Source organism: Spirillospora sp. NPDC052269, from assembly GCF_040679435.1.
Classification (GTDB): Bacteria; Actinomycetota; Actinomycetes; order Streptosporangiales; family Streptosporangiaceae; genus Spirillospora.
On the sequence record NZ_JBFAUU010000006.1, the window covers coordinates 421932 to 446314 of the forward strand.

Here is a 24383-nt window from a genome sequence, read left to right on the forward strand (position 1 = left end):
CGCCCAGGAGGCCCGGGGGCGGCTCCAGGACGCCTCAGCCCTTGAGAGCCGATCTCCGCAGCCGCCACGCCTGGAACAGGTAGTCCACGCCGGTCACGACCGTGATGATCAGCGCGGCCGCCATCGCGACCCACGCGACCGGCTGGAGGAACCCCGGCAGGGGCAGGATGTACAGGCCGATCGCGAGGATCTGCAGAGTGGTCTTGAGCTTCCCGCCCTTGCTGGCCGGGATCACCCCGTACCGGATCACCACGAACCGCAGCAGCGTGATCCCGATCTCGCGGACCAGGATCGCGATGGTCACCCACCACCACACCTGCCCGAGCACCGACAGGGTGACCAGTGCCGCGCCGGTCAGCGCCTTGTCCGCGATCGGGTCGGCGATCTTGCCGAAGTCGGTGACCAGGTTCCGCTTGCGGGCCAGATCGCCGTCGATCTTGTCGGTGACGGACGCGGCCGCGAACACCGCGAACGCGGCGAGCCGCCACGCCGTGGTGTCCTTCAGCAGCAGCCACACGAACAGCGGCACCAGCAGGATGCGCACCATCGTGAGCAGGTTGGCGATGTTGTACGGGCTCGCGGCCGGCGGCGGGGGCGGCGGCGGATCCGCCACCGGTCCCGGCGCGCCGGAGGTCATGAGAGTTCCGCCACGAGATCCACGCCGTCGCTGTCCACCACGGTCGCGGTGACGAACTCGCCGATCGTCAGGCCCTCGCCCCGGACGAGCACCATGCCGTCCACCTCGGGCGCCTGGTGCTCCGCGCGGCCCTCGTAGCCGTCGTCGGTCTTCTCCTCGACCAGGACGGAGATCTCGGTGCCGATCCGGTCCTCGGCGCGCTGCGCGGTGAGCTCCTCGGCCAGCGCGGAGACCTCCTCCACGCGGCGGGCGACCTCGGCCGGGTCGACCTTGCCGTCGAAGGTGGCGGCCTCGGTGCCGTCCTCGTCGGAGTAGCCGAACACGCCGATGGCGTCGAGCCGGGCGTCGGTGAGGAAGGCCATCAGCTCTTCCAGGTCGTCCTCGGTCTCACCGGGGAACCCGACGATGAAGTTGGACCGGACGCCCGCCTCGGGGGCCAGCTCGCGCACGCGCGTCAGCAGGTCGAGGAACCGCTCGCGGTCGCCGAACCGGCGCATCGAGCGCAGCACGGACCCGGAGGCGTGTTGGAAGGACAGGTCGAAGTACCGCGCGACGCCCGGCGTCTGGCACAGCACCTCCAGCAGACCCGGACGGAGCTCCGCGGGCTGCAGGTAGGACGCGCGCACCCGCTCGATGCCGTCCACGGCCGCCAGCTCCGGCAGGAGCTTCTCCAGGGCGCGCAGGTCGCCCAGGTCCTTGCCGAAGGACGTGGAGTTCTCCGAGACCAGGACCAGCTCGCGGACGTCGTGCCCGGCGAGCCAGCGGGCCTCCTCGATCACCTCGACCGGGTTCCGGGACACGTAGGCGCCGCGGAAGGCCGGGATCGCGCAGAAGGTGCAGCGGCGGTCGCAGCCGGACGCCAGCTTCAGCGGCGCGACCGGTCCCCCGCCGAGGCGGCGGCGCAGCACGCGCGGCCCGGACGCCGGGGCCAGGCCCTCGGGCAGGTCGGCCGGGGCGTCCTGGCCGGGCTTCGCGCCGTGATCATGCCCGCCGTGTCCGGGGATCGCCACGGATCCGGCGGAACCGGACCGCTCCACCGGCGAGATCGGCAGCAGGGTGCGGCGGTCGCGGGGCTTGTGGGCCTCGTGCCGGCGCCCGGCCATCACGTCGTCCAGCCGGTCGCCGATGCCCGCGTAGTCGTCGAAGCTCAGCACCGCGTCGGTCTCGGGCAGCGCCTCGGCCAGCTCCGCGCCGTACCGCTCGGCCATGCACCCGGCGGCGACGACCTTCGCGCCGGAGTCCTTGGCGGCGAGCAGGGTGTCGATGGAGTCCTTCTTGGCCGCGTCGATGAACCCGCAGGTGTTCACCACGACCACGTCGGCGCCGTCGGCGCTGTCGGACAGGTCCCAGCCCGCGCCCTCGATCCGGGCGGCGAGCTCTTCGGAGTCGACCTCGTTCCGGGCGCAGCCGAGCGTGACGAGCGAGACCTTGCGGCTAGTGGACATGTATCCAAAGGTAATGGGCTCCGGGCCCTCGCCGGACCACCGGGATGCCCGGCCCGGCCTGGTCCGCCCCGGGATGTTCCGGTCCGGCGTCGGACGTCTGCCGAGCGTGGCGTACGCCACTCGGCCCCGCGTGCGCGGGAGGCCGTCAGGTGGGCTTCTCGTCCTTCGGCTTCGGGTCGGACGGGATGAACTTCAGCGTCATCACGTGCCCGTCCGTGCCGGGCGAGCCGATGTCGTGGCCGTTCACGGTCAGCCGGACGCCACCGCCGTTCCCGATCACGATGCTGATCACCTTGTGGGCCGACCAGTGCCGGGCGGCGCCGCGCGACAGGGTGCCGGTGAACAGCGGCCTGCCCTTGTCACCCCGGACGTCCACCCAGGTCGCCCGGCGCGCCGTCAGCTTGACCTGGACGCCCTTGTGCGGCTTCCCGCTCGGCGAGGGCGACGGGGTGGGCGCGGGGGTGCTCGCGGCCGGCTTCGGCGCGGCCGGCGTGCCCGCGACCTGCTGGGCGTCGTGGCGCTCGCCGCCGCCGTGGTTCAGCACCTGGAAGATCCCGTATCCGACGACCAGGACCAGCGCGAGCGCCATCGCGGCCGTCCAGTTCGGGGACCGCCGCCCGCGCAGCGAGACCTGCTGGTCGGGCTCGAAGACCACCACCGCGGACGCCGGCTGCGGCGCCCCGCCGTGCGTCTCGTCGAACTCCTGGACGAGCGGCTCCGGGTCGATGCCGATCACCCGGGCGATGCTCCGGATGTGCCCGCGGGCGTAGAAGTTGCCGCCGCACGGGGAGAAGTCGTCGTGCTCGATCGCGCGGACGACCGATTCGCGGATCCGGGTGCGCAGACTCACCTGGGTCACGCTCAGTCCGGCCCGCTCGCGCTCCCTCGCCAAGGTCTCACCGATGCTCACGCGAGCCTCCCTCAGACCGCACCGTCAGGCGACCGACCCCCCACGCCGGAGATTCCAGTCTAGGAACCGCCATGCCCCTGGGGCGATGGTCAACACTTGGGAAACGAGGCAAGATTTCGCATCAATCCGTCCATGCTCCGGCCATCGGCCGCCGCCGTTCACGGCCCGTACTACCCGCGCGCGAGTGGATCATGCACGGAGAGTGAACCGGACACCAGGCACATCCGTGCCTTTCCGGACGCGCGGATACCGCTCGTCCCGTCGAGCGTCCCGCGTCAGGCCACGCCCCGGATGTCGGCGAGGACCCCGGCCAGATCGTCCGGCTTCACCAGGACGTCGCGCGCCTTGGACCCCTCGCTCGGGCCCACGATGTCGCGGCTCTCCATCAGGTCCATCAGGCGGCCCGCCTTGGCGAACCCGACCCGCAGCTTGCGCTGGAGCATGGACGTCGACCCGAACTGCGTGGTCACGACGAGCTCGACGGCCTGGACGAGCAGGTCCATGTCGTCGCCGATGTCCTCGTCGATCTCCTTCTTCGGGCCCGCCGCGGCGGCGACGTCCTCGCGGTACACCGCCTCCATCTGCGCCTTGCAGTGCTCGACGACCGCGTGGATCTCCTTCTCGGCGACGTACGCGTTCTGCAGCCGCATCGGCTTGCTCGCGCCCATCGGCAGGAACAGCGCGTCGCCCTGGCCGACCAGCTTCTCCGCGCCGGGCTGGTCGAGGATGACCCGGCTGTCGGCGAGGGAGGACGTCGCGAACGCCAGCCGGGACGGCACGTTCGCCTTGATCAGGCCGGTCACCACGTCCACCGAGGGGCGCTGCGTCGCCAGCACCAGGTGGATCCCGGCGGCGCGGGCCAGCTGGGTGATCCGGACGACCGAGTCCTCCACGTCGCGGGGGGCGACCATCATCAGGTCGGCCAGCTCGTCGACGATCACCAGCAGGTACGGGTAGGTCTTGTAGACGCGCTCGCTGCCGGGCGGCGCGGTGAGCTTGCCCGCGCGGACCGCCTTGTTGAAGTCGTCCACGTGCCGGAATCCGGACGCGGCGAGGTCGTCGTAGCGGCGGTCCATCTCGCCGACCACCCAGTCCAGGGCCTCGGCGGCCTTCTTGGGGTTGGTGATGATCGGCGTGATCAGGTGCGGGATGCCCTGGTACATGGTCAGCTCGACCCGCTTGGGGTCGACCAGGATCATCCGGACCTCGTCCGGCGTCGCCCGCATCATCACCGAGGTGATCAGGCCGTTGATGCAGGTGGACTTGCCCGCGCCGGTCGCGCCCGCGATGAGGATGTGCGGCATCTTCGCCAGGTTCGCCACCACCGTGCGGCCCTCGACGTCCTTGCCGAGGCCGACGACCATCGGATGGTGCTCGTTGGTCGCGGCGGGCGAGCGGAGCACGTCGCCGAGGCTGACGATGTCCTTGTCCACGTTCGGGATCTCGACCCCGATCGCCGACTTGCCGGGGATCGGGGAGATGATCCGGACCTCGGCCGACTTGACCGCGTAGGCGATGTTCTTGGTCAGCGCGGTGATCTTCTCGACCTTCACCGCCGGGCCGAGCTCGATCTCGTACCGCGTGATCGTCGGGCCCCGGGTGAACCCGGTGACCTGCGCGTCGATGTTGAACTGCTCGAGCACCTCGGTGAGCGAGGCGACCACCGTGTCGTTGGCCTTGGTGCGCGGCTTGGCGACGCTGCCGGGCCGGAGCGTGGCCGGGTCGGGCAGCTCGTAGATCTCGCCGGACGACGACAGCGGCAGCTGCTCGGTGCGGGACGGGGCGGGCGTCGGGTCCGGGACGTCCCGGTCGTCCGGGGGCGTGTCCTGGTACTCCTCGGGGATGTCGTCCTCGGGGAGCGGCGGGGGCGGGCCGGTGTCCGGGACGCCGTCCGCGCCGAGCGGATCGGGGCCGAACAGGTCGTCGGCCAGGTCCCGGGTCTTGCCGGCCTTGCCCTTCTTGGCGGGCGTGTCCTCCAGGACGGGCGTGTCGTACGGCCGGGAGTGCTCCCCGACCTCGAGCGCCTCGTCCTCTCCCTCGTCCTTCTTCTTGCGGCGGCGCTTGGGCTTGGCGTCCTCGTCGTCGAGCTCGTCCAGGCGCGCCGGACGGCCCTGCAGCGTCGCGAGCGCCCACAGCTCAGCCAGCCGGTCCGGGACGCGGGCGATCGGCGTCGCGGTCACGACCAGCAGCCCGAACGCCGACAGCAGGAGCAGCAGCGGAACCGTGACCCATGCCGACAGCGTCGCCCGCAGCGGAGCGGCGACCAGCCAGCCGACCACGCCGCCCGCGCCGCGCACCCCGGCCATGTCGTGCGCGGGGGCCGGGTGGCCGGACGCGATGTGGACGATGCCGAGCACTCCGACCCCGAGCGCCGTCATGCCGATGACGACGCGTCCGGTCTCCTCGTTGTGCTCGGGGTGCCGCAGCGTCCGCCAGGCGAGCACGGCGAGCACCACGGGAAGCGCCATGGCGAGCACGCCGAGCGCACCGCGCACCACCCGCTCGATCGCGACCGTGACGACGCCCTCGGGCGTCCACCACAGCACGGAGGCGAGCACGATCGCCCCGCCGAGCAGCGCGAGGCCGAGCCCGTCCCGGCGGTGCTGCTCGTCCAAGTCACGCGCTCCGTTCCCGTACGCGCGGAAGACCGACCCGACCGCCACGGCGGCCAGATGGTAGAGCTTGAACAGGAGCTTGAACAGTCCGAGCACGAGCTGGGGGATCGGATCCGGCTGGCTGGGCTGCTGCTTGCGCGACTGGTTGCGCCCCTTGCCGCCGCCCTGCCCGGACTTGCGCGGCGCGGGCGCCTTCCCGCCGGGCCGCCCGCCGCCGGAGGACTTGCCCCCGGACGACCGTCCCGACCCGCCGCCGGATGCGCCGCCGCCCCCGGAACGCGAGGACGACGACGACGCGGTCTTCGCTCCCCCGGACGGACGTGTGGCCATGATGCAGAGATTAACCAAGACCGACCGGTGTTCCCAGGATCGCACCGGCGTGTCAGCGCGACCCACGCAATCCCGATATGTCTGGTCGGCCCCATGTGTCCGGACGGACGCGACCCGAGGGACGCGGGAACGCGACGGCCCCGGACGGGCGTGCCGTCCGGGGCCGTGGCGATCGCGCCGGCGCGTCAGACCTCGACGACGACCGGGATGATCATCGGGCGGCGACGGTAGTTGTCGCTGACCCACTTGCCGACGGTGCGGCGGATGATCTGGTTGATCTGGTGGTGGTCGTTGACGCCGTTGGAGGCGGCGTCGCGCAGGGCGTCCTCGAGGCGATCGATGATCACGTCGAAGTCGGTGTAGACGATCCCCGCGCCGCGCGCGTGGATCTCCGGCCCGGCGACCATCTTGCCGCTGCTGGAGTCGATCCCGACGACGATGGAGACGAAGCCCTCCTCGCCGAGGATCCGGCGGTCCTTCAGCGAGGTCTCGGTGACCTCGCCGACCGACAGCCCGTCCACGTAGACGTACCCGGCCGGGACCGCGCCGACGATCTTGGCCTGGCCGTCCACCAGGTCGACCACCACGCCGTCCTCGGCGATGACGATGTTCTCGTCCGGGACACCGGTCTGCGCGGCGAGCTTGGCGTGCGCCCGCAGGTGCCGCCACTCGCCGTGGATCGGCATGAAGTTGCCCGGCTTGGTCATGTTGAGGACGTACAGCAGCTCACCGGCCGAGGCGTGCCCGGACACGTGCACCAGGGCGTTGCCCTTGTGCACGACGCGGGCGCCCCAGCGGGTCAGTCCGTTGATCACCCGGTTGACCGAGGTCTCGTTGCCGGGGATCAGGGACGAGGCGAGCATGACGGTGTCGCGCTCGGTGATCCGGATCTGCTGGTGGTCGCGGGCGGCCATCCGGGACAGCGCCGACATCGGCTCGCCCTGCGACCCGGTGCAGATCAGCACCAGCTGGTCCGGCGGGACGGTGTCGAGGTCCTTGACGTCCACCATGATCTCTTCGGGGACGTCCAGGTAGCCGAGCTCGCGCGCGACGCCCATGTTGCGGACCATGGAGCGGCCCACGAAGCAGACCTTGCGGCCGTTGGCGACGGCCGCGTCCAGGACCTGCTGGACGCGGTGCACGTGCGAGGCGAAGCAGGCGACGATGAGCCGCTCCTCCGCCGTGCGGAACACCTCGTCCACGACCGGGCCGATGGCCCGCTCGCTGGTGACGAACCCGGGCACCTCGGCGTTGGTCGAGTCGGACATCAGCAGGTCGATGCCCTCGGCGCCCAGCCGGGCGAACCCGGGCAGGTCGGTCAGCCGGCCGTCCAGCGGCAGCTGGTCCATCTTGAAGTCGCCGGTCGCCAGGACGAGCCCGGCGGGCGTCCGGATGGCGAGGGCGAGGGCGTCCGGGATCGAGTGGTTGACGGCGAGGAACTCGACGTCGAACGGCCCGTACCCGTGCCGGTCACCCTCCTTCACCTCCCGGAGCACCGGCCTGATCTTGTGCTCCTGCAGCTTGGCGGCCAGCAGCGCGAGGGTCAGCTTCGAGCCGACCAGCGGGATGTCCGGCCGCTCGCGCAGCAGGTAAGGCACGGCCCCGATGTGGTCCTCGTGGCCGTGCGTGAGCATGATCGCCTCGATGTCGTCCAGGCGATCGCGGATGTAGTCGAAGTCGGGCAGGATCAGGTCGATCCCAGGCTGCTCGGTCTCCGGGAAGAGAACGCCGCAGTCGACGATGAGCAGCCGTCCGGCGTGCTCGAACACCGTCATGTTGCGGCCGATCTCCCCCAGGCCGCCCAGCGCGACGATGCGCAGCCCGTTGGCCGCCGGTGGCGGCGGAGTCGACAGTTCAGGGTGAGGATGGCTCACCTAGTGACCTCCGGCACGTGCACTCCCCCAATCGTGAGGTCCTCTGCGAGGCGCGCTGCGAATTCGGAATCGGCCTCGGCCAACGGGAGCCGCAGCGCGCCACCCCCGGGCAGGCCCAACATCTGCAGGGCGGCCTTGACGGCTATCGCGCCCTGGGTGCGGGTCATGATGGCGGTGATCACGGGCAGCAGGCGCCGGTGGATCTCCAGCGCGCGTCCGTGGTCTCCCGCTCGGTACACGTCGATCATCTCATGCAGGTCGGCGCCCACGACATGCCCGACCACGCTCACGAAGCCGGCCGCGCCCATGGCGAGCCAGGCGAGGTTCAGCGCGTCGTCGCCGGAGTAGAACACCAGGTCGGTGTTCGCCATGACCGTCGAGCCCGCGAACAGGTCGCCCTTGGCGTCCTTCACCGCGACGATCCGCGGGTGGTCGGCGAGCCGGATCAGCGTGTCGGTCGCGATCGGCACCCCGGCCCGGCCGGGGATGTCGTACAGCATCACGGGCAGCCCGGACGTGTCCGCGACCGCCCGGAAGTGCGCCAGCAGGCCCGCCTGCGGCGGCTTGTTGTAGTACGGCGTGACCACGAGCAGCGCGTGGGCCCCGGCGGCCTCGGCCTGCCGGGCCAGGGCGAGGCTGTGCCCGGTGTCGTTGGTGCCGGCACCGGCGACGACGGTGGCGCGGTCGCCCACGGCCTCGACCACGGTCCGCACCAGGCGCTCTTTCTCGGCGTCGCTGGTGGTGGGGGACTCTCCGGTGGTCCCGTTGACGACCAGGCCGTCATGGCGCTGCCGGTCGACCAGGTCGGTCGCCAGGCGGGCGGCGCCGTCGTAGTCGACTCCGCCGTCCGGCAGGAACGGCGTGACCATCGCGGTCAGCATCCGCCCGAACGGCGCGTCACTCGTTGTGCTGGGTGCCATGCACCGAACGGTACCGTTCCGGCCACCCGGCTTTGACCCGCAGGTGGGGAGAAGCCGCCCGCCACACGCTCGGGGGTACATGTGGTGGGCGGCCTCCCCCTCCACATCGCGGCACGCAAATGCCGCGTTACGGGGTCAGTCAGACCAAACGCGTCCTCGTCCGGCGAGTTCGCGCGCGCCGAGTTCCCGCACCCGTCGACGGAGCTCCTCGACGCTCGCCGCCTGGACGAGGTCGTTGCCGCGGACGGCCCACCACCGGCCGGATCCACCCCGGCCGAAGTGCCATCCGTCGAACTCGGAGGTCAACCGGTCCAGCCGGTCGTCGCCGCGCGGGATGTGCTTGTCGCTCATCGGCGCCCCCACTTTCCGTCACCATCCGCCAGTAGGGCGATACGCACGATGACTACCCCGGGGACGCCGCCCTATACAGGGCTTCTGACCTGCGGAAACAGGCGTTTGGGTACGTAGCCCGCGGGGTGGCGGAAGCGTCTACTTTCTCTGTCCCCGGCGTCAGCCAGTTCGCCCTGTAACGCGCCCATTGGGCGGAACTCGTCGTCCAGTCCGCGTAGATCCCGACCCCGAACGGACGGCGCGGGGCCCGGGGCAGGTCCCCCACTCCGCGCCGGACGCCGCGCAGCGCGACCTCCAGGTTCTCCGCCCAGCCGGTCACCGGCCGGTACGTCGGGACGCCCATGAACACGGTCGTCCGGTCGCCGATCAGGCGGAGCACCCGCTCGGTGTGGCGCGCGAAGTGCCATCCGGCGAGGGCCTGGGTGGGCATCTCGGTGTCGTAGGTCATGATCGCGACCTGGTCGGCCAGGTCGGCGACGTCCCGCAGGAACTTCTCGGTCGGACGCGGCGGGTAGTGGCCGAATCCGGTGCGAGGGGCCAGTGCCTTGAAGACGGGCTGGAGACCGTCCGCCAAGGGGGGCTGTTCCAGGGCGGCCGAAACGATCCGTCCGCGGGCGTGGGTCAAATCACGCGTGCGCGCGAGGAGCCGCAGGAACGCGGTGTCGTCCGGGTAGATCGGCTCGAAGTCGTAGTGGATCCCGGCGAATCCGAGGCCGAGGAGCGCGGCGTCCACCTGGAGGATCCGCTCCTGCACGCGCGCGTCGCCGATCTCGATGACGCCGTGCCCCTCGACCATGCGGATCTGCCCCAGGTACGCCTGCGCCCGGACGTCCGGCGCGTACGTCTTCAGGGCCTTGATCAGGGCAGGAGCGTTCTTGTACTTGTCCGGCGGGATCGTCCCGTCGGCCTCGAACGGGCCCGCGTGGAAGTACACGTCGGTGATCCGGTTCTCGTGCAGCAGCCGCGCGAACGCGCGGTACTCGGCGTCGGTGTGCGTCTCCCCGACCCACTGGTGCCGGGCCCACAGGGCGTTGGTCCCCGTGCCGGACGCCTCGGGCTCGCCCTGCCACCAGGCCCAGGCCCCCGCCCCGATCAGCAGGACCAGCCCGAGGGCATAGGCCGCGCACCAACCCGTCCACCGCATGATCCGCCGCATTTCGCCCATCATTCCCGACGGAGGACGACACGGCGCGCCGCTACCACCAAGATCCAGTGACCGGGTGCACACTTCTGGTAGGCGATCGACTCCGCGAAGGAGGCGCAGGTCATGACCACACGATCCACCCGCCGGACCCGCGCCCGCGAGCCCCGCCCCCTGCTCACCACCAGAACCCTGCTCATCCTGGCTCTGGCCGGAGGCGCGGCGGGCATCGCCGCCGCCTTCCCCCACACCGCGGTCCCGCTGACGCTGGCCGCGACGGTCATCACGCTGCTCGCCCAGATCGTCCGCGACTAGCCCGGACGTCCAGGCGCGTGGGACGCCACGGGCCGCCGTCCGACGCGGGCGCGCTGGGTCAGGGCCACACAGACCAGGACGGCGACGGCGGTGAGGCCGGTCAGGGCGTCCACGGACTCGCCGAGAAGCAGGGCCGACCAGGTCAGGTTCAGCAGGGGCTGGGCGAGCTGCACCTGGCTGGCGCGCGCGATCCCGGCGCGGCCGAGGCCCGCGTACCAGGCGAAGAAGGCCAGGTAGGCGGAGAACACCGAGACGTAGGCGAAGCCGCCGATCGTGTCGGTGGTCCAGTGCGGGTGGGTGGTCGCGAGCAGCCAGACGGTCACGGGGACGGAGATGGGCGCGGCGAAGACGAGGCCCCAGGAGATCACGCGCCAGCCCGGCATCTCACGGGCGAGGCGTCCGCCCTCGCAGTATCCGATCGCGGCGGAGACGAGGGCCCCGAACAGCAGAAGGTCGGCGGCGGTGACGCGGCCTCCCGCGCGTTCGAGCGCGAAAGCGGTGATGCACACAAGGCCGGTAGCACTCGCCACCCAGAAGGCCAGAGAGGGTCGCTCCCCCGCTCGCACGACCGCGGCGACGGCGGTCGCGGCCGGCAGCAACCCGATCACCACGGCCGCATGCGACGACGATGCGCCCTGGTGCAGCGCCAACGTGCTCAGCACCGGAAACCCGAAAACGACCCCTGCGGCCACGGCGATCAGCGCGGGAACCTGGCGCGCCGTCGGTAGCCAACGTCCCGAGGTCCGTCCCTTCCTGGTCAGGCGCGGGTGGACGAAGAGGAGGGCGGCGACGGCCAGGACGGTGGCGACGGCGGCGCGGCCGACGCCGAGGAGGTACGGGTCAAGGCCGCGCAGCGCGAATGCCGAACTGGGAAGGGTGAGCGAGAAGCCCAGGACGCCGAGCGCGGCGAGACCGAGGCCTTCGACCGCTATCGACCTGACACTGGTAGCGCTATTCTTATCCTTCATGAATCACGATAGCAGTGCGCTTTCTCTTACCGAAAGGCTGCGGTCCGAGGTGACCGCGCTGCGTCCCGGCCAGCGCCTGCCGTCGAGCCGGAAGCTCGTGGAGAGCCATCGGGTCAGCCCGGTCACGGTGTCGCGGGCGCTCGCGCTCCTGGCGGCGGAAGGGCTGGTCGTCACGCGTCCGGGCAGCGGCGCCTACGTGGCCGAGCGGCCGCAGGCGACGCCCGCGCCCGCCGACTTCGGCTGGCAGGCCGTGGCGCTCGGCGACCGCGCCGTCGACCCGTCCGGGGTGACCTGGCTCCTGACCCCGCCGCCCGAGGGCGCGATAGCGCTCAGCGGCGGATACCTGCATCCGACGCTGCAACCGCTACGCGCACTGTCCACGGCCGCCGCCCGCGCCGCACGGCGCCCGGACGCCTGGGAGATCCCGCCGATCGGCGGGATCCCGGAGCTGCGCGCCTGGTACGCGCGGACGATCGGCGGCTCGGTCGCGCCGTCCGACGTGTTGATCAGCAATGGCGGGGCGCAGTCGCTCACGACCGTCCTGCGCGCGATCGCGCCGCCCGGATCGCCGATCCTGGTCGAGTCTCCGACGTACCTGGGCCTGCTGGCCGTGGCGCGTGCCAGCGGCCTGCACCCGGTGCCCGTCCCGGCGGACGAACACGGCCTGCGCCCCGACCTGCTGGCCGAGGCGTTCGAGCTGACGGGGGCGCGCGTCCTGTACTTCCAGCCCGCCTACCAGAACCCGAGCGGCGCGACGCTGGTGGCCGAGCGGCGCGCGGCGGTCCTGGCGGCGGCCCGGGCGGCGGGCGCGTTCGTCGTCGAGGACGACTACGCCCGCCACCTGGGATTCGGGGCGCCCGCCCCGGCCCCGCTGGTCTGCGATGACCCGGACGGGCACGTCGTGCACATCGCGTCCCTGACCAAGGCGACCGCGCCGAGTCTGCGGATCGCGGCCGTGGTCGCGCGCGGGCCGGTCGCCGAACGGATCCGCGCCACACAGCTCGTCGCGGAGTTCTTCCCGGCACGTCCGCTCCAGGAGACGCTGCTGGAGCTCGTCACCTCCCCCGGCTGGCCCCGCCACCTGCGGACCGTCCAGGCCGCCCTGCGCTCCCGCCGGGACGCCCTCGCCGCCGCCCTCGCCCGCGACCTCCCGGCCCTGGGCCACTCCCGGCCGGACGGCGGCATGCACCTGTGGGTCCGCCTCCCGGACGGCGCCGACGACGAGGCCCTGGCCCGCGACGCGCTGCGCGCGGGCGTCCTGGTCAGCGCCGGACGCCCGTTCTTCCCCGCCGAGCCGCCAGGGCCGTTCCTCCGCGTCAGCTACGGCGCGGCCTCGTCCGAGGCCGAACTGTCCGAGGGCGTCCGGCGTCTGGCGACCGTCCTGCGCCCCTGATCACGCGGCCCTGAGCGTCGCAACCGGTGATCCCGGGACGGCGGTGTCGGCGCTGGTACTCTGCGTGAGAAGGCAGGAGACCCGATGACCGACACTTCCCGCGACGCGGCCGCGCTCCTGCGGGACTTCGTGAACACGCTGGACGTCGAGACCGGCGCCGACGAGATCGAGACGCCCGGACGGCTCGCCGCCTGGCTGGACGAGAACGGCCTCACGCAGGCCCTCCCGGCGGTCCAGGCCGCGACGGCAACCGGCGACGATCTCGTTCTCGCTCGTGACCTGCGCGAAGGACTGCGCGCGGCGATGCACGACCACCACGGTCCGTCCGATCCGTCCGGTCCCCGGTTCCCGCCGGGGCTCGAGGACGCGCTCACCGCCCTCCCTCTGCGGGTCACCCTGGACGGCGGGCGGCCCCGGCTCGTCCCGCTCGGCTCGACGGCCGTCCGCGAGGGGCTGGCCCGGATCGCCGCGGCGATCATGGACGCCGTCGCGGACGGCTCCTGGCCCCGCCTCAAGGTCTGCCAGGAGAGCACCTGCCGCTGGGCCTTCCTCGACACGTCCAAGAACCGCTCGCGGGCCTGGTGCTCGATGCGGGTCTGCGGGAACCGGACCAAGACCCGCGCCTACCGGGCCCGGCTCCGCACGCCCGACCACGCCGACCCCGGCCACCGCGAAAATGATCAAACCGCCCGGGAGCACTAGGCTGCTGGGCGGAGGTGGCGGATGGCTGACGTCGGGGTACGTCCGGCACGGCGCGCGGACGCCGGGGCCGTGGCCGACATCCAGGTGCGGGCCTGGAGGCGGGGATACGCGGAGCTGCTGCCCGCGCCCGTCCTGGAGCAGGTGACGAGCCCGCAGGCCCTGGACGCCTGGCGGGAGAGCTGGACCCAGGCGGTCGTCTCGCCGCCGAGCCCCCGGCACCGGCTGCTGGTCGCGGTGGCGTCCGACCTGGTCGTCGGGTTCGCGGCGCACGGCCCGGCCGAGGACGGCGACCTCGACACCGCGACGACCGCCGAGTTGCTGACCCTGCTGGTCGATCCCGTCCACGCGCGGGAGGGGCACGGCAGCCGGCTGCTCGCCGCGACCGTCGACCTGCTCCGTGAGGACGGCTTCCAGACCCTGGTGTCCTGGGCGTTCGAGGGCGACGAGGTGCTGCGGCGGTTCCTGGGCTCGGCGGGCTGGGCCCCCGACGGGACGGCCCGGGACCTCGACATGGGCGAGCCGGTCCGCCAGATCCGGCTGCACACCGACATCACGCCCGCCGAGGACGAGGCGTCCACGAGCCGGGGCGGGTGAAGGGCACCCCGGCGGCGGGCATATTTTTGAACCCGTGCCCCGACTCGCCCCCATGACGCCGCCGCTCGCCCCGGCCGCGGACGCCGGAACCGCGCGCCGCGCGATGTTCGCCGCGGTCGTCATCAGCCTCGGCGTCTCGCTGATCGTGGTGGACGCCACGATCGTCGGCGTGCTGCTCCCGCAGCTGGTCGCCGACCTGGGGCTGAGCACCGCGAGCGCGGAGTGGGTGACCTCGGTCTACGCGCTGGTGTTCGCGGCGCTGCTGATCCCGTTCGGGCGCGCGGGCGACCTGTTCGGACGGCGCCGGATGATCGTCCTCGGCGTGGCGGTGTTCACCGTCGCGAGCGTCCTGGCCGCGCTGTCGACCGACTCGACGACGCTGATCGGCGCGCGGGCGCTGCAGGGCGTCGGCGCGTCCATGGTGATGCCCGCCACACTCTCGACGCTGAACGCGATGTTCACCGGCAAGGAGCGCGCCCACGCCTTCGGGATCTGGGGCGCGACGATCGCCGGGATGTCCGCGCTCGGCCCGCTGGTCGGCGGCGCGCTCGCGTCCGGCGGGACGTGGCGCTGGGCGTTCGGCGTGAACCTGTTCTTCGGCGCGGTGCTGATCTGGGGCGTCCTGAAGGTCGTCCCGGAGACCCGCGCGGCGGAGGCGGGCGGGCGGCTCGGCATCGACTGGCCCGGCGCGGCGCTGTCCGCGGCGGCGTTCGGCCTGCTGGTCTGCGGGATCATCGAGGGCCCCACGTTCGGCTGGTGGACGGCCACCCGGCACGTCGCGGTCGGCGGGCTCTCGCCGATCCCGCTCATGATCGCCGCCGGCCTGGCGCTGCTGGTCGCGCTGGCCGTGGTCGAGCGGGCCCGCGCCGCCGCCGGACGGCCCGTCATGCTCGACCTGACGCTGTTCTCCATCCCGAACTTCCGGAACGGCAACCTGTCCTCGGCGCTGATCAACGTCGGTGAGCTGGGGCTGCTGTTCGTCCTGCCGCTGTTCCTGCTCGGAGTGCACGGCAGCGCGCCGCTGGAGATCAGCCTGGCGATCCTGCCTCTGGCCGCCGGGGCGTTCGGCTCCGGGGCGGTCGCGCACGTGCTCGCCAACCGGTACGGGCCGCACCGGGTCGTCCAGGGCGGGATGGTGCTGGAGGTCCTCGCCGTCCTCGCGCTCGCGGCCGCCCTGTCCCCCACGACCGGCGGGCTCGGGCTCGCGCCGTGGATGCTGCTGTACGGCCTCGGCCTCGGCCTGACCTCCGCGCAGCTCACCAACGTCTCCCTCGCCGACGTCCCGCCGGACCGCGCCGGGCAGGCGTCCGGCACCCAGTCGACGGCCCGCCAGATCGGCGCGGCGCTCGGCGTCGCGGTGATCGGGACGGTGTTCGCGACCACGCTCGGGCACGCCATGTCCGGACGCCTCGACGGCGACGGCCTGCCCGCCGCGCAACGCGACGCGATCACCCACGACCTGCGGCACAGCGCCGGGACCTACGCCCGCGACCTGCACCGGACGTCCGGCATGGACGAGGTCGCGCACGCCGCCGACGCGAGCCTCGCCGACGCGTCCCGGGCGGGCGCGCTCGCCACGGCGATCATCCTCGCCGGGGGGCTGCTGCTCTCCCTGCGGCTGCGTCCGGCGGGCGCCTCCCGGACCTCCTCGGACGACGAAACCGCAGCTCAGGAGCCCTTGGCCGGACACGCCCAGGCGGCGGCGCCCGAGCATTGATCTTCATCGGCGAGAATCGACTACCGTCCCCTTGCACCCTCGAGAACTAGCGGTATCACTGTGGCCACGCTCTCCCAATGGGTCGCCGGGTCCCGGCCCCGCACCCTTCCCACCTCGCTCGTGCCCGTCGTCGTCGGAACCGGCGTGGCGATCGGCGCGGGACACGCCGTGTGGTGGCGTGCCCTGCTGGCCGCCGTCGTGGCGCTCGTCCTGCAGATCGGGGTGAACTACTCCAACGACTACAGCGACGGCGTGCGCGGCACCGACGAGGTCCGCGTCGGGCCGCTCCGCCTGGTCGGGTCGAAGGTCGCCAAGCCGAAGCAGGTGCTCGCCGCGGCGCTCGGCAGCTTCGCGGTCGCGGCCGTCGCGGGCCTGGTGCTCGCCGCCGTGTCGTCCTGGTGGCTGCTGCTGGTCGGCGCGTTCGCGATCCTCGCCGCCTGGTTCTACACCGGGGGCAAGAACCCGTACGGGTACCGGGCGCTCGGCGAGATCTCGGTGTTCGTGTTCTTCGGGCTGGTCGCGGTCGTCGGCACCGTGTACGTCCAAACCGAGACGCTGCCCTGGGAGGCGTGGGCGGCCGCCGTCCCGATCGGGCTGCTGGCCTGCGCGCTGCTCGTCGTCAACAACCTGCGGGACCTCCCGAACGACAAGGAGTCCGGCAAGCGGACCCTCGCTGTCGTCCTCGGCGGCCCCTGGACGCGCATCCTCTACGCGGCGTGCTGCGCGGTGCCGTTCATGATGGTCCTCGCTCTCGCGGCCCCGCACCCGTGGGTGCTGATCGCACTGCTGGCCGCGCCGTTCTCGGTGCCGCCGACGCAGAAGGTCGTCCAGGGCGCCAAGGGCAAGGACCTCATCCCGGTGCTGGGCATGACCGCCCGCCTCCAGATCGTCTACGGCGTCCTGCTGGCGGTCGGGCTCGCGCTCTGACCGTCCGCCCCCGCCCCGGCGGCGCGTTCCGCGATCAGGGACGCGCCGGCCAGGGCGATCACCAGGCCACCGAGCAGGCCCGCCAGCGCGTCCAGGTTCTCCAGGGTGGTCGTGTCCGGGTCCACGGCCATCGTGGACGTGAGCAGGCCGTAGCCGAAGCCCGCGCCGCCGCCGATCCACGTCGCGACCAGCGGGACGAGCAGCCGCCCGCGCCGCCGCTGGACGAGCGCCAGCGCCCCTACGGCCCCGGCGAGCGCGATGGCGGCGTCCACGAACTGGATCACCTGCTGCGTGGTGCTGAGGTCGGCCGTGCGGCCGCCGTCGCCGCCGAACGCCCAGTAGAGGTCCACGACCGCGACGAAGGCCATCGGGACCGCCGCCGCCCAGGCGAGGAACCGGCGCATGACGTCGGTCGGCCCCGCCGGGACGTCCCGCGCGGTCAGCCTGAACACCTCGGGCCAGCGTGCCTTCGCGTAGAAGAGGAACGCGACCGTCAGCCCCACGGCCTGCGTGATGAAACCGCCGTAGACCACGACGAACACCCACGGATCAAGGGCGGACGCGCCCGCGCTCGACGTCGGTGAGCCCTCGCCCATCGCGAACTGCACGATCGTGCCCAGCGGAAGGCCCAGCGCGAGCGGGGCCAGCAGCCCCGTTCCGACCCAGATCGGGACCACGACCAGCCAGGACGGCAGACGCCGGCCCCACCCGTAGGTGAACGCGAACGCGATCAGGATGGTCGTGGTGTCCAGCGCGAAGGTGATCGCGTTGACGACCACCACCGCGGTGCTGTGCATTCCCTCGGTGTCGTTGACGCCGAGGTTCCCGCCGAACATCCAGATCGCCTTCAGCACGATGTACGGAACGCACGCCGCGCAGGTCAGGTACGCGATGGCCAGGCGCAGCGCGCCTGGTGACCCGTGCCGTCCCCCCGGGGCGGACGGCACGGGCTGAGCGATGGTCGTCATGGCTCCGAGCATCGCGAAGGCCGCCCTGCCGCACCTCCCGCCCGCAGGGGAACCGCTTCCCCCGGACGGGGGAAACGATCACCCGTCGCCGCCCCGAAGGGGGCACCAAGGCCTCGAGGGGCCGCTCAGGGCGTCAGGAGGCGGAGCCGAGGTCCCAGTCGATCTCGGGCTCGCCCGCGTCCGCGAGGGCCTTGTTGACGGCGCTGAACGGCTTGGTGCCCCAGAACTTCTTGGCGCTGAGCGGGCTCGGGTGCGCCGACTCGATCACGACGTGCTGGTCGCCCGTGACAAGGCGGGCCTTCTTGCGCGCGTACGCGCCCCACAGCACGAACACGACCCGCTCGGACTTGTCGTTCAGCGCGCGGATGGCCGCGTCGGTGAACTCCTCCCAGCCCTTGTTCGCGTGCGACCCGGCGTCCGCGGCGCGGACGGTCAGGACCGCGTTGAGGAGCAGGACGCCCTGGTCGGCCCACGGCGTCAGGTCGCCCTGCGTGTTGACCGGGACGTCGAGGTCGCTCGCCAGCTCCTTGTAGATGTTGCGCAGCGACGGCGGCGGCTTCACGCCCGGCTTCACGCTGAAGGACAGGCCGTGCGCCTGGCCGGGGCCGTGGTACGGGTCCTGCCCGAGGATGAGCACCCGGGCCCGGTCGTACGGGCAGTGCCGGAAGGCGTTGAACAGGTCCTCACGCGGCGGGTAGATCGTCTGCTCCTCGTACTCGCCGGCCACGAACTCGCCGAGCGCGGCGGTCCTGGCCGGGTCGAGCAGGGGGTCGAGGCGCCCCCGCCAGTCGCCGGGCAGCTGCTCCATCAGGTCGAACGTCATCGGGGGACTCTCCAGCCGGGTTTCGCGAGGATCACTGGGCAGAACCCTAGTCCGGGGCACTGACACGCCCGGCGCGAATCACCGGGGCGAAGCGGAACCGACCCTAGGATGACGGCATATGCCCGACTCCCCCCGTTGGCGGAGGCTCCTCGCCGGTCCGTCCCTGATCGCCGCGCTCGCCACCCTCCTGTCGGGTTGCGGCGGCTCGTCCGGCCCGGTGACGCTGACCGTCCTGGCCGCGTCCTCGCTGACCGGCGTGCTGGACGAACTGGGCGGCACCTACCACCAGACGCACCCGTCCGTGCGGTTCCGGACGGCCTACGGCGGCTCCCAGGAGATGACCGCGAAGGTCGCCGACCACCAGCACGCCGACGTCCTGGTCACCGCGGACGAGGCGTCCCTCAAGGACGCGGAGGTCGCGCCGCGGCTGGCGGGCCGTCCGCGGATCGTCGCCGGGAACTCGCTGGCCATCGCCGTCCAGCCCGGGAACCCGAAGAAGCTGCGCTCGCCGTTCGACCTGGTCAGGCCGGGTCTGCGGGTGGTCACGGGCGGGCCGATCGTCCCGGTCGGACGGTACGCGCAGCAGTTGTTCGCGCATGCCGGGCTGACCGTCCGGACGTCGTCGCAGGAGATCAGCTCACGGGCCGTGCTGGACCGGATCCGCACCGGTGAGGCGGACGCGGGCGTGGTGTATGTCACCGATCTCCGTTCCGCCGGCGTGGCGGCCGGGATCGTGCCGATTCCGGCGGCGATGAACGTCACGGCGTCCTATCCGGCGGTGGCGGTGCGCGGTGGACACACGAAGCAGTCGGAGGCGTTCATCACATGGCTGACATCTGCGACCGCTCGTTCGTTGTTCCAGAAGTACGGGTTCGCCGCTCCGGCGGCGAGCGGGTGACATCCCGGCGGACGCCGGTGCGCGCCCGCTCGCGACGGCGCGCCGGGCCCGTTCCGACGGCCTCCGGTCCGGGTTTTCCGGGTCGCTGACCAGGGAAGATCTTGTTCCGCCCCCCGGGTTCGGGGCGCGCTGAGGATGCTAGGGGAGCAAAGGTGCCGTCCAATCCAGCGGAGACGCCGCCGGGCCGGCCGGAGAGGGCTCGTCCGGACGGACGGCCCGAGCGAAGGCAGCCCGACCGGAGGCAGGCCGTTCCGCCCCGCGACAAGCCCGACCAGCCCTGGCGGGCCGAGGGCGTCAAGCACCGGCCCGAGAACAAGAACGGCGACGCCGGGGACGGCAAGGGCGGCGGCGGGGGCGGGGGCGGTTTCCGGCCGGGCCGCAACACGATGATCTTCTGGGGCCTGCTCCTGCTGGTGTTCGCGCTGAGCTACACCTCCATGAACATCGCGGGCCAGAAGGAACGCGCCGACATCCCCTACACCGCGTTCACCCAGCAGGTCGCGTCGGGCAACGTCAAGGACGTCTACACCAAGGGCCTGGAGATCCAGGGCAAGCTGAAGCAGGCCCAGCAGATCCCCGGCCAGGGCGACAAGAGCAAGACCTACTCCGACTTCAAGACGCTCCGCCCCGAGTTCGCCAACGACAACATCTTCGGCGAGATGGTGAGCAAGGGCGTGGTCGTCGAGGCCAAGCCCGTCACCGAGGGCCGCGGGCTCCTGGCGAACCTGCTGCTGTCGCTGCTGCCCACGCTGCTGTTCGTCGGCCTGTGGATCGGCGCGATGATCTGGCTGCAGCGCCGCATGGGCGCCGGCGGACGCGGCGGAGGCATGCTCGGCGGCTTCGGCCGCTCCCCCAAACCCGTCACACCGGACGAGAAGCGCGCCACGTTCGCCGACGTCGCCGGGATCGACGAGGTCGAGGCCGAGCTCGAGGAGATCGTCGACTTCCTCAGGGACCCCGACAAGTACCGCCGGATGGGCGCCCGCGCCCCGCGCGGCGTGCTGCTGACGGGCTCGCCCGGCACCGGCAAGACGCTGCTCGCGCGCGCCGTCGCGGGCGAGGCCGACGTGCCGTTCTACTCGGCGGCGGCGTCGGAGTTCATCGAGATGGTCGTCGGCGTCGGCGCGGCCCGGGTGCGCGAGCTGTTCACCGAGGCCCGCAAGACCGCGCCGTCCATCATCTTCATCGACGAGATCGACACGATCGGCCGCACCCGCAGTTCCAGCGCCAGCATGGGCGGACATGACGAGCGGGAGCAGACCCTCAACCAGATCCTCACCGAGATGGACGGGTTCTCCGGCTCCGAGGGCGTCGTGGTGATCGCCGCGACCAACCGTCCGGACATCCTCGACCCGGCGCTGCTGCGCCCCGGACGGTTCGACCGGCAGATCACCGTGTCCCCGCCCGACCTGGACGGCCGCGTCGCGATCCTCAAGGTGCACACCCGGGACGTCCCGATCGCCGCCGAGGTCGACCTCACCGAGCTCGCCAAGATGACCCCCGGCATGACCGGCGCCGAGCTGGCGAACCTGGTGAACGAGGCGGCCCTGATGGCGGTCAAGCGCGGCCACACCGCCACCGACAACGCCGACTTCCACACCGCGCTGGAGAAGATCCAGCTCGGCACCCGCCGCTCGCTGGTGATGCCCGAGGAGGAGCGCCGCCGCACGTCCTTCCACGAGTCCGGCCACGCGCTGCTCGGCATGCTCTACCCGGGCGCCGACCCCGTCCGCAAGATCACGATCGTCCCGCACGGCCGCGCCCTCGGCGTCACCGTCTCCACCCCGGAGAGCGACCGCTACGCCTACGACGAGCGGTACCTGCGCGGCCGCATCATCGGCGCGCTCGGCGGCATGGCGGCCGAGGAGCTGGTGTTCGGCGTGATCACCACCGGCGCGGAGAGCGACCTCCAGCAGGTCACCCAGATCGCCCGCGGCATGGTCGGCCGCTGGGGCATGTCGAGCCGCATCGGCCCGCTCTCGGTCCTCCCCCCGGACGGCGGCGACCCCATGAACCAGTACGCGTCCCAGGGCACCCTCGACGCCGTCGACGAGGAGGCCCGCCGCATCGTCGACGAGTGCTACCAGGAGGCGCTCCGCACCCTCAGCGACAACCGCGACAAGCTGGACGCCCTGGCGCTCGCCCTCCTCGAGGCCGAGACCCTCGACGAGGCGGGCGCCTACGCCGCCGCGGGCGTCCCGCGCGCCTCCGACCGCCCCGCCCTGTCCGGCGTTGGCACGCCGCCCGGAACCCCGCTCCCCGGCACCAGTGACACCGAGGACCTCGGCCACCCGACCAACTGACCCCACCCGCGCGGCCAACGGAGCTGATCTAGCAAAATGGGTACGCTCGGTGACAACCGCCCCTCCGATGACGGGAGCCCAGCGTGAGGGAGGAAGCACCCCGAGTGAGCGTCATGGCTGTCGTGCACCGTCATCAGCAGTTCCCTGGAGACCCTTACGAACTCTGGCTTCGCGACGAACTCGACGAGCTTCTCGACCTCCCCCACGACGGGACCCGTGTCGAGATCATCGATGGGGAGATCGTCGTGTCACCTGCCCCCTCTTTTCCGCACAACGCGATCATTCGCGACATCCAGGAAGGACTCACGCTCGCCAAGGCCGCCGACTCCGGATTCCCCTGGACCTATATCGCCACGCAGGACCTCAACCTCCGCGAGATCCGCGACGGGTACATCCCCGACCTCTGCGTGTTGGACCGGGAGACCGACAGAAAAGCCCGGGCGGAGCACTACCGAAAGCTGCTTCCGGAACACCTGACCATGGCCGTCGAGGTCACCTCATCCTCGAACGCATCCGACGACCGCCCGCCCGGAGATCGTCGTCGGCTTCCCACGAAGTGGAACGGATACGCCCGCGTCGGCCTCCCCTTCTATCTTCTGATCGATCGCGCCCCGGAAGCCGCGGCCGTCACGCTCTACAGCGATCCGATCAGCAGCGGCGAGGGCAGGTACCGCCGCAACTTCACCTGGGAGTTCGGTGACGTCATCCAACTACCCGAACCACTCGGGTTCTCATTCTCGACCGACGAGTGGGAGCCTTGGGGCTAGAGTTCTGAGGGCAGGAGGGCGTCGCGGATCAGGGCGAGGGCGTCCGAGTCGCTCTGCAGCGCGCTGAGGACGACCTCCGGGGGCGACGCGTAGACCGTCAGATAGTCGAGCTCACCCGCGGCCGAATCCACCTCATAGGCGAGACGGTCATCGGAGGCGGAGAACTCGAGGTCGACCCCGCGCGGGTCGAGGCGAACCCAGCAGTCATCGGCGAGCACAGCGGTCAGCCCGTGAAGGAAGAACCGGTCGCCGTCACGCAGCCGCTGGTAGCACAGCCCCGCCTGGATGCCGCCGGCACGCAGCAGCGCGGTCAGGGCGTGGGCCTGCGCGTAGCAGAAGCCCGTGCCCTGCTCCAGGACGTCCGAGGCCCGCCAGGTGACCCGCGGATCCGGGACGTCGGCAGGGTGGCTCACGTTGTCCCGGACGTACTCGAACGCGAGCCGCGCGTACGTCAGGTCGTCCCCCGTCCTCAGCTCGGACGCGATCGCCTGGACGAGCGGATGCTCGACGTCGACGGCCTCGTCCGCGCCGAGGTACTCCCAGGGTTCGGCCGCGAAGACCGGGGAGAACCTCACAGGCCGAGCAGGGACTCGATGCCGACGGTGAGCCGCTCCGGCAGCCCGCCGACCTTGCGGACGCCCAGCAGGACGCCCGGCATGAACGACTCGCGGTTCATCGAGTCGTGCCGGATCGTGAAGGTCTCGCCGTGCCCGCCGAGCAGCACCTCCTGGTGCGCGATCAGCCCGGACAGCCGGACGGCGTGCACCCGGACGCCCTCGACGTCCGCGCCGCGCGCGCCCGGGATCTCCTGGCTGGTGGCGTCCGGCGAGGGGGCCGCGCCGGCCTCGGCGCGCGCGGCGGCGACCAGCTCGGCGGTGCGGCGCGCGGTGCCGGACGGCGCGTCCGCCTTGTTCGGGTGGTGCAGCTCGACGATCTCGACCGACTCGAAGAACGGCGCGGCCTTGGCCGCGAAGTGCATCATCAGCACCGCGCCGATGCCGAAGTTCGGCGCGATGAGGACCCTGCCGCCGGGCGTCGCCGCCTGCCAGGACCGAACGGTGTCCAGTCGCTCGGCGTCGAACCCGGTCGTGCCGACCACGGCGTGGATGCCGTGCTCGGTCAGGTAGCGGAGGTTGTCCATGACCACGTCGGGGTGGGTGAAGTCGACGACGGCCTCGGCGCCCGCCTTGGCGAGCCCGTCGAGCGCGTCGCCCTGGTCGAGCGCCGCGACCAGTTCCAGGTCGTCCGCGCCCTCGACGGCCCGGCACACCTCGCTGCCCATCCGGCCGCGCGCGCCGAGCACCCCAACCCTGATCACGATGTTCCTCCAGGTCTGCGTAGGTCCGCCCGAGCCTATCGCGGGGCCTGAGCAGCCCGAGCGGGGCCGTTCAGTCGCGCTGCTTGACGACGAACATGTTGAGCAGCCAGCTGACGATCCCGACGACGATCGCGCCCCAGAACGCCGACCAGAAGCCGTCCACGTGGAACGGCAGGCTCAGCTGCTTGGCCAGCCAGCTCGTCAGCATGAACAGCAGCGCGTTCACCACCAGCGCGAACAGGCCGAGGGTCAGCACGTAGAACGCGCAGCCGAGCACCTGGATGACCGGCTTGATGAACGCGTTCACCAGACCGAAGATCACCGCGACGCCCAGCAGGGTGAAGCCCTGCTTGGTGGCGTTGGCCGCGGTCACCTCGATCCCGTGCACCAGCGCGGTCGCGACCCACAGCGCGACCGCGCATATCACGGTCCTGAGCAGAAATCTCATGCCGGGTCTCTACCCGATC

23 protein-coding genes are annotated in these 24383 nt (G+C 72.0%); 9 read left to right on the top strand and 14 right to left on the bottom strand.

All coding sequences use genetic code 11. The annotated features are described in order from the left end of the window. Positions 1–34: 34 nt before the first annotated feature. From pgsA to AB0L06_RS15790, 8 genes are all read right to left on the bottom strand, one after another. A complete protein-coding gene (gene pgsA / locus AB0L06_RS15755) occupies positions 35–637 on the bottom strand; it encodes a CDP-diacylglycerol--glycerol-3-phosphate 3-phosphatidyltransferase (RefSeq protein WP_500231695.1) in 603 nt (200 codons plus the stop codon). Further along, positions 634–2082 (bottom strand): 30S ribosomal protein S12 methylthiotransferase RimO, encoded by a 1449-nt coding sequence (rimO, locus tag AB0L06_RS15760; RefSeq protein WP_500231696.1) that lies wholly within the window; start codon positions 2080–2082, stop codon positions 634–636. The genes pgsA and rimO overlap by 4 nt, the downstream gene beginning before the upstream one ends. A gap of 145 nt (positions 2083–2227) precedes the next feature. Continuing rightward, positions 2228–2992 carry a helix-turn-helix domain-containing protein gene (locus tag AB0L06_RS15765; RefSeq protein WP_500231697.1) on the bottom strand — a complete coding sequence of 255 codons (765 nt, stop codon included), beginning with the start codon at positions 2990–2992 and terminating at the stop codon, positions 2228–2230. Positions 2993–3267: 275 nt separating this feature from the next. Next, positions 3268–5937: a DNA translocase FtsK gene (locus AB0L06_RS15770; protein WP_500231698.1), complete on the bottom strand. Its 2670-nt coding sequence runs from the start codon at positions 5935–5937 to the stop codon at positions 3268–3270. Positions 5938–6122: 185 nt separating this feature from the next. After that, the gene (locus tag AB0L06_RS15775; RefSeq protein ID WP_500231699.1) at positions 6123–7811 is read right to left on the bottom strand and encodes a ribonuclease J; all 1689 of its coding nucleotides are present in this window, start codon (positions 7809–7811) and stop codon (positions 6123–6125) included. After that, positions 7808–8731, bottom strand: coding sequence for a 4-hydroxy-tetrahydrodipicolinate synthase (gene dapA / locus AB0L06_RS15780; RefSeq protein WP_500231700.1), 924 nt, complete (start codon positions 8729–8731; stop codon positions 7808–7810). The genes AB0L06_RS15775 and dapA overlap by 4 nt, the downstream gene beginning before the upstream one ends. 135 nt (positions 8732–8866) lie before the next feature. Then, the gene (locus AB0L06_RS15785; protein ID WP_500231701.1) at positions 8867–9082 is read right to left on the bottom strand and encodes a hypothetical protein; all 216 of its coding nucleotides are present in this window, start codon (positions 9080–9082) and stop codon (positions 8867–8869) included. 52 nt (positions 9083–9134) lie between these two features. Further along, positions 9135–10238 carry a hypothetical protein gene (locus AB0L06_RS15790; protein ID WP_500231702.1) on the bottom strand — a complete coding sequence of 368 codons (1104 nt, stop codon included), beginning with the start codon at positions 10236–10238 and terminating at the stop codon, positions 9135–9137. A 111-nt stretch (positions 10239–10349) separates the two neighbouring features. Here AB0L06_RS15790 and AB0L06_RS15795 point away from each other — a divergent pair, with 111 nt between their 5' ends. Beyond that, complete coding sequence (locus AB0L06_RS15795) at positions 10350–10538, top strand: hypothetical protein (RefSeq protein ID WP_500231703.1); 189 nt, start codon at positions 10350–10352, stop codon at positions 10536–10538. On the opposite strand, the gene AB0L06_RS15800 is transcribed toward AB0L06_RS15795, so the two are convergent. Then, positions 10535–11506 (bottom strand): DMT family transporter, encoded by a 972-nt coding sequence (locus tag AB0L06_RS15800; protein WP_500231704.1) that lies wholly within the window; start codon positions 11504–11506, stop codon positions 10535–10537. The two genes, AB0L06_RS15795 and AB0L06_RS15800, sit on opposite strands and share 4 nt — an antisense overlap. Between AB0L06_RS15800 and AB0L06_RS15805 the strand changes: the two genes are divergently transcribed. The 5 genes from AB0L06_RS15805 to AB0L06_RS15825 all read left to right on the top strand — a co-directional run bounded on the left by AB0L06_RS15805 (position 11505) and on the right by AB0L06_RS15825 (position 16839). After that, positions 11505–12899: an aminotransferase-like domain-containing protein gene (locus tag AB0L06_RS15805; RefSeq protein ID WP_500231705.1), complete on the top strand. Its 1395-nt coding sequence runs from the start codon at positions 11505–11507 to the stop codon at positions 12897–12899. The two genes, AB0L06_RS15800 and AB0L06_RS15805, sit on opposite strands and share 2 nt — an antisense overlap. 84 nt (positions 12900–12983) lie before the next feature. Further along, a complete protein-coding gene (locus AB0L06_RS15810; protein ID WP_500231706.1) occupies positions 12984–13601 on the top strand; it encodes a CGNR zinc finger domain-containing protein in 618 nt (205 codons plus the stop codon). Positions 13602–13622: 21 nt separating this feature from the next. Beyond that, positions 13623–14195, top strand: coding sequence for a GNAT family N-acetyltransferase (locus AB0L06_RS15815; RefSeq protein ID WP_500231707.1), 573 nt, complete (start codon positions 13623–13625; stop codon positions 14193–14195). A gap of 34 nt (positions 14196–14229) precedes the next feature. Continuing rightward, a complete protein-coding gene (locus AB0L06_RS15820) occupies positions 14230–15912 on the top strand; it encodes an MFS transporter (protein ID WP_500231708.1) in 1683 nt (560 codons plus the stop codon). Between the two features lie 60 nt (positions 15913–15972). Further along, positions 15973–16839 carry a 1,4-dihydroxy-2-naphthoate polyprenyltransferase gene (locus AB0L06_RS15825; RefSeq protein WP_500231709.1) on the top strand — a complete coding sequence of 289 codons (867 nt, stop codon included), beginning with the start codon at positions 15973–15975 and terminating at the stop codon, positions 16837–16839. On the opposite strand, the gene AB0L06_RS15830 is transcribed toward AB0L06_RS15825, so the two are convergent. Together AB0L06_RS15830 and AB0L06_RS15835 are read right to left on the bottom strand one after the other, a co-directional pair. Next, positions 16803–17807, bottom strand: a complete 1005-nt coding sequence (locus AB0L06_RS15830; RefSeq protein ID WP_500231710.1) for a hypothetical protein — start codon at positions 17805–17807, stop codon at positions 16803–16805. The two genes, AB0L06_RS15825 and AB0L06_RS15830, sit on opposite strands and share 37 nt — an antisense overlap. 133 nt (positions 17808–17940) lie before the next feature. After that, positions 17941–18630, bottom strand: a complete 690-nt coding sequence (locus tag AB0L06_RS15835) for a uracil-DNA glycosylase (RefSeq protein WP_500231711.1) — start codon at positions 18628–18630, stop codon at positions 17941–17943. A 118-nt stretch (positions 18631–18748) separates the two neighbouring features. On the opposite strand from AB0L06_RS15835, the gene modA reads away from it, so the two are divergent. From modA to AB0L06_RS15850, 3 genes are all read left to right on the top strand, one after another. Continuing rightward, complete coding sequence (gene modA, locus AB0L06_RS15840) at positions 18749–19528, top strand: molybdate ABC transporter substrate-binding protein (protein WP_500231712.1); 780 nt, start codon at positions 18749–18751, stop codon at positions 19526–19528. Between the two features lie 152 nt (positions 19529–19680). Further along, positions 19681–21831, top strand: coding sequence for an ATP-dependent zinc metalloprotease FtsH (gene ftsH / locus AB0L06_RS15845; RefSeq protein ID WP_500231713.1), 2151 nt, complete (start codon positions 19681–19683; stop codon positions 21829–21831). Between the two features lie 83 nt (positions 21832–21914). Continuing rightward, a complete protein-coding gene (locus tag AB0L06_RS15850) occupies positions 21915–22598 on the top strand; it encodes a Uma2 family endonuclease (protein WP_500231714.1) in 684 nt (227 codons plus the stop codon). Here AB0L06_RS15850 and AB0L06_RS15855 read toward each other — a convergent pair. From AB0L06_RS15855 to AB0L06_RS15865, 3 genes are all read right to left on the bottom strand, one after another. Beyond that, positions 22595–23173 (bottom strand): transglutaminase-like domain-containing protein, encoded by a 579-nt coding sequence (locus AB0L06_RS15855; RefSeq protein ID WP_500231715.1) that lies wholly within the window; start codon positions 23171–23173, stop codon positions 22595–22597. The genes AB0L06_RS15850 and AB0L06_RS15855 overlap by 4 nt on opposite strands. Beyond that, on the bottom strand, positions 23170–23916 hold the full coding sequence (dapB, locus tag AB0L06_RS15860; RefSeq protein WP_500231716.1) for a 4-hydroxy-tetrahydrodipicolinate reductase: 747 nt from the start codon (positions 23914–23916) through the stop codon (positions 23170–23172). Before dapB ends, AB0L06_RS15855 begins: the two co-directional genes overlap by 4 nt. 70 nt (positions 23917–23986) lie before the next feature. Further along, positions 23987–24364 carry a phage holin family protein gene (locus AB0L06_RS15865; RefSeq protein ID WP_500231717.1) on the bottom strand — a complete coding sequence of 126 codons (378 nt, stop codon included), beginning with the start codon at positions 24362–24364 and terminating at the stop codon, positions 23987–23989. Between the last annotated feature and the right edge of the window lie 19 nt (positions 24365–24383).